Raw genomic sequence first — 12293 nt, 5'->3', positions numbered from 1 at the left:
GCGCGGCATGCCACGCCCCTACGTTTGAAATTTGGTGGTGATGCGGGCAGGTTCGAATAACTTCCATCCCGTAGTGGCCGGGCACGCCGGGCCTGTATTTAACGCCGATGCTGCCAACGGGCGCGGCATGCCACGCCCCTACGTTTGAAATTTGGTGGTGATGCGGGCAGGTTCGAATAACTGCCATCCCGTAGTGGCCGGGCATGCCCGGCCTGTATTTAACGCCGATGCCGACGATGGGTGCGGCTTATTTCAAGGCAATACGGATCACATCATCGGGATCGGTGGCTTCTTTATCACGCGTGGAGGCTTGCTTCACGCTGACATACAGCGTTTGACCATCTGTGGACAGCGCCAGGCTGTTTGGATAGGTTGGCGTTTTAACGGTACGTAGCAGCGTGTAACTTTTGGCGTCGATAATGCTGACTTCACCGGCTTTACGGTGGGTAACATACACTTCGTTACGCGCAGGGTTGAACAGTACTGCCAAGGATTCAGGTACGTCAATTTTATGCAAAATAGTGCCGTTGCGGGTATCCACCACCAGCACCTGTGCTTGCTTAGAGTCGGTAATAAATGCACGATGAGTGTCCGTATCCAGGCTGATATTCAAAAAGAAGTGTTCCTTGGACTCATCCAGTTTTTTGCGTGACAGCACGGTATTGGTTTTGGTGTCGATAGTCACCAACTCGCCATCACCGTTGGTGACGTAAAGGCGGCTGGCTGTGGCATCCAGCGCCAGACCTGTGCCGTATTTACCGGTATCGGCGATGGTGGTGCGCAGCGTCAGATCGTTGCCATCGACCACCCACACCACACTGGATTCGCCCAGCCCGGTGATATACAGGGTGTTGGTCGTGGCATCAGCGACCAATTCACGTGGTGCTAAAGGCTTAACACCGTCGGCACGTTTACGCGCGTCCAGCACTAAGCGGCCTTTAATTTCACCGGTTTTCGCATCGATCGCGGTGACGGTACTGTTGACGGTATTGCCGAAGTAAAGCGTATTGGTTTTGTTGTTAATCGCCGCGCCAAAGGTTTTCAGGTCATTATGGATAATCTGGGTGACGTCCAGCGTGGTGGGATCCAAACGGTAAACGACACCGCCTTTATCCAGCTTACGGCTCTGAGAGGTTGCCAGATACAACGCATCTTCACTTTGGCTGTAAACCATCTCGTAAGCGCCTTTAGCGATCGGTTTACGTAGCAGTTCCGCTGCGGTTTGCGCCTGCGACGTCGTTGAAAACAGCAGGGTGGTAAGCAGCATCAGAGGGAAAACCGCGCGTCCGCCAAAGCGGCGGCCCGTAGTCATCACAGTATTCATAACATCTCCATTCCATAGGGGTCATTGTGTTGTTGCCGCAGGGGGATGTGCCCAGGGCGAAAACAGCTCAGCATTGTATTCAAAGTAAAACATCGCCGAATGCGGCATGGGCATCGGTGTTTTTATTTGAGAATAATAATCATTATTCATCAGAAAGGGCAGCAATTTTGTATGCGAGCGGGGGAAATGACCTACATCATGCTCTTGAGGGATGGAGCCAGACAACGTCACGACTGAAAATACCTAGCAGCCAAGCACGGCAATCAATTTTTTGCTCTCTTGTGTCTCATCGTTATCAATTGACAAAAAAATACATTTCTCAGCCGGGAAAATTTCACACTTTTGTGCAAGTGCACATATAATGCGCATCCGGTCATTTCGACCATCAATGTTACAAACACCCTACTGCCAGTGCGGCCCACACACTAACACGAAGATGAACATGAGCATTCGCGCATTATTAACCCTGTTTACGGCACTGGTGGCATTCAGCCATGTTGCCGCTGCCGTTGTTTACCCTCTGCCTGCCAAGGATAGCCGCCTGGTCGGGGAAAATATTCAAATCCAGATCCCAGCAGACAGTAAGCTGCCGTTGGAAAGCTTTGCCGCGCAGTACCAGATGGGGCTGAGCAATATGCTGGAAGCCAACCCGGGCGTTGATCCATTCCTGCCCACGCCGGGCAGCACGCTGACCATTCCGCAACGGTTGATTCTGCCAGACGCGCCGCGTCAGGGGATCATCATCAATAGTGCTGAAATGCGCCTGTATTACTATCCGAAGGACAGCAACACCGTGGTGGTGTTACCGATCGGTATCGGTCAGTTGGGCAAAGATACGCCACTGGACTGGGTGACCAGCGTACATCGCAAGAAGGATGGCCCAACCTGGACGCCAACCGCCAAAATGCGTGAAGAATACGCGGCTGATGGCGAAATCCTGCCAGCGGTATTCCCCGCCGGGCCGGATAACCCAATGGGTCTGTATGCGTTATACGTGGGGCGTCTGTATGCCATTCACGGTACCAATGCCAACTTTGGTGTTGGTCTGCGCGTGAGCCATGGCTGTGTGCGTCTGCGTGACGATGATATTAAATATTTGTTCGACAGCGTGCCAGTCGGCACTCGCGTGCAGTTTATCAATGAACCGGTGAAAGCATCGGTAGAGCCAGACGGTGCCCGTTATCTGGAAGTGCACAATCCGCTTTCAGCCAACGAAGAAGAGCTGAAATCGAAAGAACCGGTGCCCATCACGCTCACACCTGCAGTGGGTAAAGTGTTGATGGATGCGGGCGTCAATCAGCAACACGTCGATGCCGCTATCAAAGCGCGTTCCGGTATGCCGGTGAAAATAAACTGACAGCGGTTGCGTAAGCTATTTCTTGCCTCGGGCGTAGCCATGCTGCGCTCGTTACCCAAGAAATCAGCAAACGCGTTCTCAGTGAGTGACCTCAGGCGCCTACGGGCGTCTTTTTTGTTGCCGCCGGTCGGTAACATTTTCAAACTGAGGTGCGAAAACGGCAGGGATATTGTTCGATTTCACGCCACTGCGAGAATGCTCGGTGATAACCCAGTGGCTTACACACGGCCCGGCGCTATCGGTTGACAGCCGAGCGCAATGCTATGCCTAATGGGCATCACTCGTGGTGGTGCCCGCACCACTTTCACTGGCGATGATAGGGGATTATCTGCTGATGTTGAGCCACACCGCTGCGGCACCGTTTACCATCCCGGGTTACGAATTGGTATACAACGCGCCGGCTGACACCTGCCTGCAAAATGATGATTTACGCGACACCGCTGAGGTTTGGCAGCAGATGTTTGCCGATGCCAAACGGCGCATCGATATTGCCCAGTTTTACGTAGCCCATCAGCCTGGCACGCGTTTGGATGGCGTATTGGCGAAATTAAAGGCGGCCGGTGAACGCGGGGTTACGATCCGCTTTCTGATTGAGCAGCAAGGCATGCGGAATGCAACAGCCGCCACGCTGGAGCAGTTGAAAGCGATCCCTAACCTTGAGCTGCGCATTATTCCATTTCAGCAACTGAGCGGCGGCATTTTGCATGCCAAATATCTGCTGGTGGATGGCGAACTGGCGTTTGTGGGTAGCCAGAATTTTGACTGGCGGGCATTAGAGCACATCCAGGAAACCGGGTTGCGTATCAGCGATCCTCCCGTGGTTGGTCAAATTCAGGCGATTTTCGAGCAAGATTGGCGGGCGCAGGCCTTATTAGCAACGGGTAAACCGGTGCCGAAGCTCAGCGAACACCCCCTCGCGGAGCCGCAACGCGGTGAGTGTTATCTGGTCGCCAGCCCGCGCGTTTATAACCCGCCAGGGGTGATCGATTCGCAACGTGAACTGCCGCGTTTGCTGGCCGCCGCCCAACAGCGGATTCAGGTGCAAGTGATGGAGTATGCGCCGCTGTCTTACGGTTCGCAGGGGCGTCGGCCTTACTATGCGCTAATCGACAATGCACTACGCAGCGCGGCGGCACGTGGCGTACAGGTGGCATTGATGGTTGCCCACTGGAACACCAGCAAACCCGAAATTGATTACCTGAAAAGCCTGGCACTGTTGCCCAATATTCAGATAAAGGTGGTGACGATCCCCGCAGCGCAAAGCGGATTCATTCCGTATGCGCGGGTAATCCACAGCAAAATCATGACGATCGATAGCGAATGCGCTTGGATTGGCACCAGCAACTGGCGTGGTGGTTATTTAGATCATTCGCGTAATCTGGAGTTGGTATTGCACCATCGTGCGATGGCTGCGCGCGTGGATCGGTTATTCCGCCAGTTATGGGAAAGTGACTACGCTGAGGTGCTACGGATTGATAATGACTACCCGCAGCCGAAACCGGGTGGGGAGCAATAAGGCGATCGTTGTGGGCGCAGTAGCGCCCATGATTTATTGGTCTTTCTTCTTCTTGCCGAACACTTTCATCAATGCGCCAACGATCAGGCCCACGGCGATGCCGGTGAGGATCCAATCAATTATGCTCATACATCATCTCCCGCTATTTTATTGATTCGATTATACCTGCCCGACCTCACACTGCCTATTTATTGTGCCCAACGGTGCTGGCGCATAGGCGGCGACCACGTCGAGTTGTGGCTATCACGGCAGAGAGCCATGCCGATAGGCCGTGCCCGTTTGATTATGATACGGCGCAGGGTGTCATTGTTTGCCCGCGTGGGCGATGACGTTAGTTGGCGAGGCGTCACCCAAGGCGATCAGCTCATCCAGCAGGGTCATTAACTGCTGCATTTTCTCTGGGGAAAATGCCGCTTCAATTTTGCCATAGCCCTGTTCGACCTGATGGCGAGCCAGTTCATACAGCGCTTGGCCCTGTTGGGTCAGAGATACGTACAGCTTACGCTGATCGTTGACTGGCTTCAGGCGAAAGATCAGGTTATCGCGCTCCATGCGTGACAGGATGCCGGTCAGGCTTGGGCGCAGAATACAGGTTTGCTCCGCCAAGCTATGAAATTCGATCGAACGGTTATCTGCCAGCACGCGAATGATACGCCACTGCTGTTCGGTGAGATTATGGCGCTTTAATATCGGGCGGAAAAAGCCCATGGCGGTTTCACGTGCCTGTAACAGGGCAATGGTTAACGATTCATGCATAGTGATGGCCTGTTTTTCAAAGTGTTGCGCCCGCGCTTTGCGGCCGATTATTAATAGCTTAATAATAGCCAAGTTTATCGGGATGAAGAAAGCAAAAACGCCTTGCCGCTTCAAAAAGCGCGCAGAATTTTAACAACATCAGCGGCATGCCACGCCCCTACGCGGGGGGGCATTGGTGAATTTGTTCAATCCGCCGGTCACGCACTCGCCCGTCGTGGCCGGGCATGCCCGGCCTGTATTCATCCGGTTACCACCAGCAAAGGGCGCGGCGTGCCACGCCCCTACGCGGGGGATTGTTGGTGAATTTGTTCAATCCGCCGGTCACGCACTCGCCCGTCGTGGCCGGGCATGCCCGGCCTGTATCCATTCGGTCACAATCGGCAAAGGGCGCGGCGTGCCACGCCCCTACGCGGGGGATTATTGGTGAATTTGTTCAATTCGCCGGCCACGCACTCGCCCGTAGTGGCCGGGCATGCCCGGCCTGTATTCATCCGGTCACCACCAGTAAAGGGCGCGGCGTGCCACGCCCCTACGCGGGGGGATTATTGGTAAATTTGTTCAATTCGCCGGCCACGCACTCGCCCGTCGTGGCCGGGCATGCCCGGCCTGTATTCATCCGATAACAATCAGCAAAGGGCGTGCCACGCCCATACGATGATATTCAAACATCACATCTGTGATTCAAAGATCAAAACACCGCTATTAATGTTGTGTTTTTGTAAATTATTTGTTGTTTCGATCACAGATCATGCTAACGAAATTGCGTGAATGGGAAACGGCGGCTAGAAGTATTCATTAATATATTAATGAGTGGCGATTTTACCATTTTGCGATCTTAAGGAGTGTGCATGAAAGGCACCGTTTTTGCGGTTGCGCTCAATCATCGCAGCCAGCTTGATGTCTGGCATCAGGCGTTTGGTGAGGCACCTTATCAAACCCCGCCGAAAACGCCGGTGTGGTTTATCAAGCCGTGCAACACGTTGCTCGCTCACGGTGGGACGATCCCACTGCCGATGGGGGAAACCGTCTACAGCGGCGCGACGCTGGCGGTAATGATCGGTCATACCGCACGCAAAGTGCCGGTCGCGCAGGCTACGGATTACATTGCCGGTTACGCGCTGGCCAATGATATCAGTCTGGCGGAAGAGAGTTTTTATCGCCCGGCGATCAAAGCCAAATGTCGCGATGGCTTCTGCCCGCTAGGGGAGAGGGGGCGGCCGGCAGAAATCAGTCAGTTGCACATTATTACCGAGATCAATGGCGTTGAGCAGGATCGTTGGTCCACTGCCGATCTTTTGCGATCGGCGAGTGAATTGGTTGCGGCCATCAGTGATTTCATCACGTTGCAACCGAGCGATGCGCTGCTGATCGGCACGCCGTCCCAGCGGGTCATCCTCAAACCGGGTGATGAGGTCACGGTCCGAGCTGCCGGGTTACCAACCCTCCGTAACCGCGCCGCGCAGGAAGGAAGCCAACCATGAGATACGCTCGCATTCGCCATCACGGACAGGTCTTAAATGTCACCGTCGATCACCAACTGCGCGTGACGCTGCCAGACGGCACCACCCTGAATGAAACCGACGTCGACTGGCTGCCACCGGCACAAGGTACGGTGTTCGCCTTGGGGCTGAATTATGCCGACCACGCCAGTGAACTGGCATTTAAAGCGCCGGAGGAGCCATTGGTGTTCCTCAAAGCGCCCAATACTCTGATCGGCCACCGGCAAGTGTCCGTGCGTCCGGCGCAGGTTGAGTATATGCACTATGAAGCCGAGTTAGTGGTGGTTATTGGTCAGACTGCGCGCCATGTTAGCCGTGAGCGCGCCATGGAATACGTTGCTGGCTATACCCTGTGCAATGACTACGCGATCCGCGACTATCTGGAGAACTATTATCGGCCAAACCTGCGGGTGAAAAGCCGTGACGGCCTGACGCCGATTGGCCCATATATCGTCGATCGTGATGATGTTAGCGATCCGCATAATTTATCCCTTTGCACCTACATTAACGGTGAGCTACGTCAGCGTGGTACTACGGCTGACATGATCTTCGATATACCTTTTCTCATCAGTTATTTGAGCGAATTTATGACGCTTCAGCCGGGCGATATGATCGCCACCGGTACGCCGAAAGGGCTGGCGGATGTCCAGCCGGGGGATGAAGTGGTGGTGGAGATCGAAGGCATCGGCCGCTTGGTTAACCACATTATCAGTGAACAAGATTACGAGGAAAGCCTGCGATGAAAACCATCAACCATTGGATCAACGGAAAAAACGTGCCGAGTACCGCGTATTTCACCACCACTAACCCGGCAACGGGCGAAGTGTTGGCTGAGGTCGCGTCCGGTGGGCAGGCGGAAGTTGAACAGGCGGTCGCCGCCGCGAAACAGGCGTTTCCCCAATGGGCCAATACGCCGATGAAAGAGCGAGCACGGCTGATGCGTCGTTTGGGCGAATTGATTGACCAGAACGTGCCGCAGATTGCCGAAATGGAAACCGCCGATACCGGTTTGCCCATCCACCAGACGAGAAACGTGCTGATTCCACGCGCGTCACACAACTTTGAATTCTTTGCCGAAATTTGTCAGCAGATGAATGGCCGCACCTACCCGGTCGACGACAAAATGCTCAACTACACGCTGGTGCAACCGGTGGGGGTATGTGCGTTGGTGTCACCGTGGAATGTGCCCTTTATGACCGCCACGTGGAAAACCGCCCCGTGTCTGGCGCTGGGCAATACGGCGGTGTTGAAAATGTCTGAGCTGTCGCCCATGAGCGCCGATCGTCTGGGTGAACTGGCGCTGGAGGCGGGGATCCCTGCCGGGGTACTCAACGTGGTGCAGGGTTACGGTGCCAGCGCCGGTGATGCACTGGTGCGTCATGCCGATGTGCGCGCCGTATCGTTTACCGGCGGAACGGCCACTGGCCGGCGCATTATGCAGAACGCCGGCCTGAAAAAGTATTCGATGGAGTTGGGCGGCAAATCACCGGTACTGATTTTTGAGGATGCTGATATTGAGCGCGCGCTGGATGCGGCGTTGTTCACCATCTTTTCGATCAACGGTGAACGCTGTACTGCCGGGTCACGTATTTTCATTCAGGAAAGTATTTATCCGGAATTTGTTAAGCGTTTTGCCGAGCGCGCCAATCGTCTGCGCGTCGGCGATCCGACCGATGCCACTACGCAGGTGGGGGCGCTAATCAGTCAGCAACATTGGGAGAAAGTGTCTGGTTATATTCGTCTTGGTCTGGAAGAAGGGGCGACGCTATTGGCCGGTGGCCCGGAGAAACCACAAGGGCTGACGCAGGGTAACTTCCTGCGGCCAACGGTGCTGGCAGATGTGGATAATCGCATGCGCGTGGCGCAAGAAGAGATCTTCGGCCCCGTAGCCTGCCTGTTGCCCTTTAAGTCAGAAGCCGACGGTCTGCGCATGGCTAACGATGTGGAGTACGGTTTAGCGTCTTATATCTGGACCCAGGATGTGAGCAAAGTGATGCGTCTGGCGCGCAATATCGAAGCCGGTATGGTGTTCGTCAATACGCAAAACGTGCGTGATCTGCGCCAGCCATTCGGTGGCATAAAAGCGTCGGGCACCGGGCGGGAAGGGGGGGAGTACAGCTTCGAGGTGTTTGCCGAAATGAAGAACGTCTGTATTTCGATGGGTGAGCATCCGATCCCACGCTGGGGGGTATAGCGCGATGTTTTTAGACTCATACACCGCCCGCGCAGTGGCCGGGCGTGCCCGGCCAGCCTGTAGGCAGTATTTATCATCCAACGGGCGCGGCATGCCACGCCCCTACGAGGTGGTTACGCAGTGCACCATAACGCCACCTGCGTTCAGGTTCAGCGTAGTGGCCGGGTATGCCCGGCCAGCCTGTAGGCAATATTCGTCATCCAACGGGCGAGGCGTGCCACGCCCCTACGAGGTGGTTACGCAGTGCACCATAACGCCACCTGCGTTCAGGTTCAGCGTAGTGGCCGGGCATGCCCGGCCAGCCTGTGAGCAGTATTTATCATCCAACGGGCGCGGCGTGCCACGCCTCGACGAGGTGGTTACGCAGTGCACCATAACGCCACCTGCGTTCAGGTTCAGCGTAGTGGCCGGGCATGCCCGGCCAGCCTGTAGGCAATATGCGTCACTCAACGGGCGCGGCATGCCACGCCCCTACGAGGTGGTTACGCAGTGCGCCATAACGCCACCCCCGCTCAAATTCAGCGTAGTGGCCGGGCATGCCCGGCCAGTCTGTGAGCAATATGCGTCACCCAACGGGCGCGGCGTGCCACACCCCGACGAGGTGGTTACGCAGTGCACCATAACGCCACCCCCGCTCAAATTCAGCGTAGTGGCCGGGCATGCGCGGCCAGCCTGTAGGCAATATTCGTCATCCAACGGGCGCGGCAATCTGGCGATGGCTCCGATATTGGGAAGGGGGAAATTATGGGCACATTAGCCTTAGCGGCCAAGATTACGCACGTTCCATCGATGTATCTCTCGGAGCTTCCGGGCAAACACCACGGATGCCGTCAGGCGGCGATCGAGGGTCACAAGGAGATCAGCGCCCGCTGTCGTGAAAAGGGCGTCGATACCATTATTGTGTTTGATACTCACTGGTTGGTGAACAGCGCCTATCACATTAATTGCAGTGCGCTTTTTGAAGGAGTCTATACCAGCAACGAGCTACCGCATTTTATTCGTGACATGACTTACGAATACGACGGCAACCCGCAACTGGGTCAGATGATTGCCGATGAAGCCTGCAAGCTGGGGGTACGCGCCAAGGCGCATAAGATCCCCAGCCTGAAGCTGGAGTACGGCACGCTGGTGCCGATGCGCTACATGAACAGCGATCGACATTTTAAAGTGATTTCGATCTCGGCCTTTTGCACCGTGCACGACTTCGCTGATAGTCGCCGCCTTGGCGAAGCGATTAAAACCGCTATCGAACACTATGATGGCTGCGTGGCGGTGTTGGCCAGCGGTTCGCTGTCACACCGTTTTATCGACGATCAACGCGCGGAAGAGGGCATGAACAGCTATACCCGCCAGTTCGACCAACAGATGGATCAGCGGGTAGTGAAACTGTGGCAAGAGGGGCGTTTCCGTGAGTTTTGCGCGATGTTGCCGGAATATGCCGATTACTGCTACGGCGAAGGCAACATGCATGACACCGTGATGCTGCTGGGCTTGCTCGGCTGGGACCACTACGACGGCAGGGTCGAGTTTATTACTCCGCTGTTCGCCAGTTCCGGTACCGGGCAGGTAAACGCGATATTTCCTCTCTCTGCTCACTCCTGAGGTGCCGTATGCCCCATTTTTACGCTGAATGTACTGACAACCTCCGTCACGAAGCCGATTTACCTGCGCTGTTCGCCAAGGTGAACCAGGCGCTAGCGGAAACCGGCATCTTTCCGCTGGCAGGCGTTCGCAGCCGCGCTATTTGGCTGGATACCTGGCAAATGGCGGATGGGCAACATGATTACGCCTTTGTTCATATGACGTTAAAAATTGGTCACGGTCGGAGCTTGGAAAGCCGTCAACAGGTTGGCGAGCGGCTGTTTATTGTGATCAAACAGCATTTTGCAGCGCTGATGGCCAGTCGTTATTTAGCGCTCTCTTTCACGATCGAAGAGTTGGATCCGCAACTGAATTACAAACAAAACAACGTGCACGCGCTGTTTGGCAAAGCATAAGGGGGATCAATGCTAGATAAAGAGGTATTAAGTCGCGCCGTCCAGCGTTTACATCAGGCGGAGCAACGCCGCGAGCAGATCCGCGCGCTGTCGCTCGATCACCCGGAGATCACCCTCGAAGATGCCTATGCGATACAGCGGCAGTGGGTCGCGCTGAAGATTGCCGAGGGGCGTCAGCTTAAAGGGCACAAGATTGGCCTGACGTCACGCGCGATGCAGGTCAGTTCGCAGATTAGCGAGCCAGATTACGGCGCCTTGCTCGACGATATGTTCTTTAACGACGGCAGTGATATACCGATCGCGCGTTTTATTGTGCCACGGGTTGAGGTGGAACTGGCATTTGTGCTGGCGAAACCGTTGCGCGGGCCAAACTGTACCCTGTTTGATGTCTACAACGCGACGGACTATGTGATCCCAGCGCTGGAGATTATCGATGCGCGCAGCCATAACGTGGATCCGCACACCCAGCGGCCGCGCAAAGTGTTCGACACCATTGCTGACAACGCCGCCAATGCCGGTGTGGTGATAGGCGGGCGGCCGATCAAGCCCGATCGGGAGGATCTACGCTGGGTAGCCGCATTGTTGTATCGCAACGGGGTGATTGAAGAGTCCGGCGTGGCGGCGGCGGTGCTCAACCATCCGGCCAACGGTGTCGCTTGGCTGGCCAATAAATTGTTCCCTCATGACGTCGCGTTGGAGGCCGGGCAAATCATTCTCGGCGGCTCGTTCACCCGACCCGTTCCCGCGCGGCGCGGTGACACCTTTCATGTAGATTATGGTCCGCTGGGCTGCATCAGTTGTCGCTTTGTCTAATGTTTGTTCGCCACCACCGCCAATCAGGGAGGGGAATACACCATGCTAATTAATCACTTCAAGCAGGCGATAGAGGAAAAACGCCCGCAGATCGGTCTGTGGCTCGGATTATGCAGCAGTTATAGCGCTGAACTGTTGGCCGGCGCGGGTTTTGACTGGCTGTTGATCGATGGTGAGCACGCGCCAAACACGGTGCCGACGGTATTGAGTCAGTTACAGGCGTTGGCTGCGTACCCGGTGCAGCCGATCGTACGCCCAGCGTGGAACGATGCGGTGATGATCAAGCAATTGCTGGATGTCGGAGCGCAAACGTTGCTGATCCCGATGATCCAGAATGCTAAACAGGCGCAAGATGCGGTGCGGGCGACGCGCTACCCACCGCAAGGTATACGCGGCGTAGGGAGCGCTCTGGCGCGAGCGTCACGCTGGAACCGGGTACCGAACTATTTACAGGATGCCGATGCGCAAATGTGCGTGCTGGTGCAGATAGAAACCCGTGAAGCGGTAAAGAATCTGGATGCCATTTTGCAGGTCGACGGGGTGGATGGAGTGTTTATCGGCCCGGCAGATCTCAGTGCCGACATGGGGTTCGCCGGTAACCCACAACATCCGCAGGTGCAACGCACCATTGATGATGCCATTGCGCGCATCGTTGCTGCGGGTAAAGCACCGGGTATCCTGATGGCTCAACCTGAGCTGGCGCAGCATTATCTGGATGCTGGCGCGCTGTTTGTCGCCGTGGGTGTGGATACCACGCTATTGGCGCGCGCCGCCGAAACGTTGGCCAGCCGCTTCAAGCGCAACCCACCGCCATCAAACGTCTCTGGGGTTTACTGA

Annotated in this window: 12 protein-coding genes; 9 read left to right on the top strand and 3 right to left on the bottom strand. The window is 55.6% G+C overall.

The genetic code is table 11. The features are described from left to right. Nucleotides 1–247: 247 nt before the first annotated feature. Nucleotides 248–1324, bottom strand: a complete 1077-nt coding sequence (locus tag ACQKDS_RS01150; RefSeq protein ID WP_399664553.1) for a YncE family protein — start codon at nt 1322–1324, stop codon at nt 248–250. Between the two features lie 436 nt (nt 1325–1760). Between ACQKDS_RS01150 and ACQKDS_RS01145 the strand changes: the two genes are divergently transcribed. After that, on the top strand, nt 1761–2681 hold the full coding sequence (locus tag ACQKDS_RS01145; RefSeq protein WP_399664555.1) for a L,D-transpeptidase family protein: 921 nt from the start codon (nt 1761–1763) through the stop codon (nt 2679–2681). A 334-nt stretch (nt 2682–3015) separates the two neighbouring features. After that, nucleotides 3016–4197, top strand: coding sequence for a phospholipase D-like domain-containing protein (locus ACQKDS_RS01140; protein WP_399665145.1), 1182 nt, complete (start codon nt 3016–3018; stop codon nt 4195–4197). Between the two features lie 303 nt (nt 4198–4500). Here ACQKDS_RS01140 and hpaR read toward each other — a convergent pair whose 3' ends face one another. After that, nucleotides 4501–4953 carry a homoprotocatechuate degradation operon regulator HpaR gene (hpaR, locus tag ACQKDS_RS01135; protein WP_399664558.1) on the bottom strand — a complete coding sequence of 151 codons (453 nt, stop codon included), beginning with the start codon at nt 4951–4953 and terminating at the stop codon, nt 4501–4503. Nucleotides 4954–5801: 848 nt separating this feature from the next. Here hpaR and ACQKDS_RS01130 point away from each other — a divergent pair. The 3 genes from ACQKDS_RS01130 to hpaE are packed head-to-tail and all read left to right on the top strand — an operon-like array spanning nt 5802 to nt 8646. Then, nucleotides 5802–6434, top strand: coding sequence for a fumarylacetoacetate hydrolase family protein (locus tag ACQKDS_RS01130; RefSeq protein ID WP_399664561.1), 633 nt, complete (start codon nt 5802–5804; stop codon nt 6432–6434). Next, a complete protein-coding gene (locus ACQKDS_RS01125; protein ID WP_399664564.1) occupies nt 6431–7195 on the top strand; it encodes a fumarylacetoacetate hydrolase family protein in 765 nt (254 codons plus the stop codon). Before ACQKDS_RS01130 ends, ACQKDS_RS01125 begins: the two co-directional genes overlap by 4 nt. Continuing rightward, on the top strand, nt 7192–8646 hold the full coding sequence (gene hpaE, locus ACQKDS_RS01120; protein WP_399664567.1) for a 5-carboxymethyl-2-hydroxymuconate semialdehyde dehydrogenase: 1455 nt from the start codon (nt 7192–7194) through the stop codon (nt 8644–8646). Before ACQKDS_RS01125 ends, hpaE begins: the two co-directional genes overlap by 4 nt. Before the next feature lie 225 nt (nt 8647–8871). Here the strand turns inward: hpaE and ACQKDS_RS01115 are convergent, their stop codons facing one another. Beyond that, nucleotides 8872–9108, bottom strand: a complete 237-nt coding sequence (locus ACQKDS_RS01115; protein WP_399664569.1) for a hypothetical protein — start codon at nt 9106–9108, stop codon at nt 8872–8874. 282 nt (nt 9109–9390) lie between these two features. On the opposite strand from ACQKDS_RS01115, the gene hpaD reads away from it, so the two are divergent. Genes hpaD through hpaI form a run of 4 tightly spaced genes read left to right on the top strand, consistent with a single transcriptional unit; the run spans nt 9391 to nt 12293 of the window. After that, complete coding sequence (gene hpaD, locus ACQKDS_RS01110; RefSeq protein ID WP_399664571.1) at nt 9391–10248, top strand: 3,4-dihydroxyphenylacetate 2,3-dioxygenase; 858 nt, start codon at nt 9391–9393, stop codon at nt 10246–10248. A gap of 8 nt (nt 10249–10256) precedes the next feature. Continuing rightward, complete coding sequence (locus ACQKDS_RS01105; protein ID WP_399664574.1) at nt 10257–10643, top strand: 5-carboxymethyl-2-hydroxymuconate Delta-isomerase; 387 nt, start codon at nt 10257–10259, stop codon at nt 10641–10643. 9 nt (nt 10644–10652) lie between these two features. After that, nucleotides 10653–11456 (top strand): 2-oxo-hept-4-ene-1,7-dioate hydratase, encoded by an 804-nt coding sequence (hpaH, locus tag ACQKDS_RS01100; protein WP_399664577.1) that lies wholly within the window; start codon nt 10653–10655, stop codon nt 11454–11456. A 42-nt stretch (nt 11457–11498) separates the two neighbouring features. Next, entirely contained in the window at nt 11499–12293 is a 795-nt protein-coding gene (gene hpaI, locus ACQKDS_RS01095; protein WP_399664580.1) for a 4-hydroxy-2-oxoheptanedioate aldolase, read from the top strand.

It is taken from the genome of Serratia sp. NPDC078593 (assembly GCF_050268245.1).
In the GTDB taxonomy this organism is placed as follows: domain Bacteria; phylum Pseudomonadota; class Gammaproteobacteria; order Enterobacterales; family Enterobacteriaceae; genus JBNNGK01.
This window is presented reverse-complemented; position numbering and strand designations above follow the sequence as displayed.

What these genes read in the sequence shown, in the direction of transcription:
- ACQKDS_RS01150 (WP_399664553.1), bottom strand. Translation starts at nt 1,324, where the DNA reads ATGAATACTGTGATGACTACGGGCCGCCGCTTTGGCGGACGCGCGGTT.
- ACQKDS_RS01145 (WP_399664555.1), top strand. Translation starts at nt 1,761, where the DNA reads ATGAACATGAGCATTCGCGCATTATTAACCCTGTTTACGGCACTGGTG.
- ACQKDS_RS01140 (WP_399665145.1), top strand. Translation starts at nt 3,016, where the DNA reads ATGTTGAGCCACACCGCTGCGGCACCGTTTACCATCCCGGGTTACGAA.
- hpaR (WP_399664558.1), bottom strand. Translation starts at nt 4,953, where the DNA reads ATGCATGAATCGTTAACCATTGCCCTGTTACAGGCACGTGAAACCGCC.
- ACQKDS_RS01130 (WP_399664561.1), top strand. Translation starts at nt 5,802, where the DNA reads ATGAAAGGCACCGTTTTTGCGGTTGCGCTCAATCATCGCAGCCAGCTT.
- ACQKDS_RS01125 (WP_399664564.1), top strand. Translation starts at nt 6,431, where the DNA reads ATGAGATACGCTCGCATTCGCCATCACGGACAGGTCTTAAATGTCACC.
- hpaE (WP_399664567.1), top strand. Translation starts at nt 7,192, where the DNA reads ATGAAAACCATCAACCATTGGATCAACGGAAAAAACGTGCCGAGTACC.
- ACQKDS_RS01115 (WP_399664569.1), bottom strand. Translation starts at nt 9,108, where the DNA reads ATGCCGCGCCCGTTGAGTGACGCATATTGCCTACAGGCTGGCCGGGCA.
- hpaD (WP_399664571.1), top strand. Translation starts at nt 9,391, where the DNA reads ATGGGCACATTAGCCTTAGCGGCCAAGATTACGCACGTTCCATCGATG.
- ACQKDS_RS01105 (WP_399664574.1), top strand. Translation starts at nt 10,257, where the DNA reads ATGCCCCATTTTTACGCTGAATGTACTGACAACCTCCGTCACGAAGCC.
- hpaH (WP_399664577.1), top strand. Translation starts at nt 10,653, where the DNA reads ATGCTAGATAAAGAGGTATTAAGTCGCGCCGTCCAGCGTTTACATCAG.
- hpaI (WP_399664580.1), top strand. Translation starts at nt 11,499, where the DNA reads ATGCTAATTAATCACTTCAAGCAGGCGATAGAGGAAAAACGCCCGCAG.